We start from the raw sequence: 845 nt of genomic DNA on the forward strand, positions 1-845 counted from the left end.
ACACCGTCGCCATCAGAATCGTCCATGGGGTTGATGCCAGGGGCACCAAAAGCGCCTTCTACGAGATAGACACCTTCTGCGGCCACGTCTACAGCAGCCATGTTGACGTTGATTTGAATCTGCACAGAATCAATGGGTGCAATACAATTGATGGTGTCACAGCTGGCAAAGCAGAGGTTCAATATAGTATCACTGTAAACGGGATCAAGCAAACGGTAATTGAGTTCGAAAGGATCAGCACAGGCCTGTCCTTCCAAATCTTCGAGGCAACTGAGATCTGGGCAGGTGCCATTTGCAATACTATAATAGGTAGAGAAACCTTCTGGCCGTCGAATCGTGAAGGTGTAAATATCATCTTGATTCATGTCGGTCAAAGGAAACTCCCCAGGAGCCTCAAAGCTATTGAGCCAGTATACTCCTTCCGGTGAAGTAGCCACGGGGCCCATATTGACATTAAAAGTGATGTTTACCGAATCAGCAGGAGGGAAGCAAGCTGCCAATTGGCATTCACCAAAACAAAGATTAAGAACTGTGTCGGAAGTAAGCGGTCCGAAATAGCGGAAATTATTCTGGTCAGGGTTAGCACAGGGTTGCCCGCTCAAGTCTTCGTAGCAGGTGGTTCCAGGGCAATTGCTGCCATTGGTGAAACTGTAATAGGTCGTGAAAGTCTCTGGTAGGTCAAAGAAATTGCTGTAGATACCATCTCCGTCGCCATCATAAAGAGGCGTCATGCCAGGAAGGCCAAAGTAATCACCAATAATGAAAACGCCGGTAGGGTTGAGGTCTTCATTGGTCATGTTCAGGTTGATCTGTAGCCGGAAAGTATCAATAGGAGCAAAACAACT

At 47.2% G+C, this 845-nt stretch carries 1 protein-coding gene; it reads right to left on the reverse strand.

The features are described from left to right. Positions 1–845, reverse strand: an 845-nt coding sequence (locus ACRBG0_RS28035; RefSeq protein ID WP_431490139.1) for a hypothetical protein, incomplete at both ends; no start/stop codon positions are given.

Source organism: Lewinella sp. (genome assembly GCF_050633125.1).
In the GTDB taxonomy this organism is placed as follows: domain Bacteria; phylum Bacteroidota; class Bacteroidia; order Chitinophagales; family Saprospiraceae; genus Lewinella.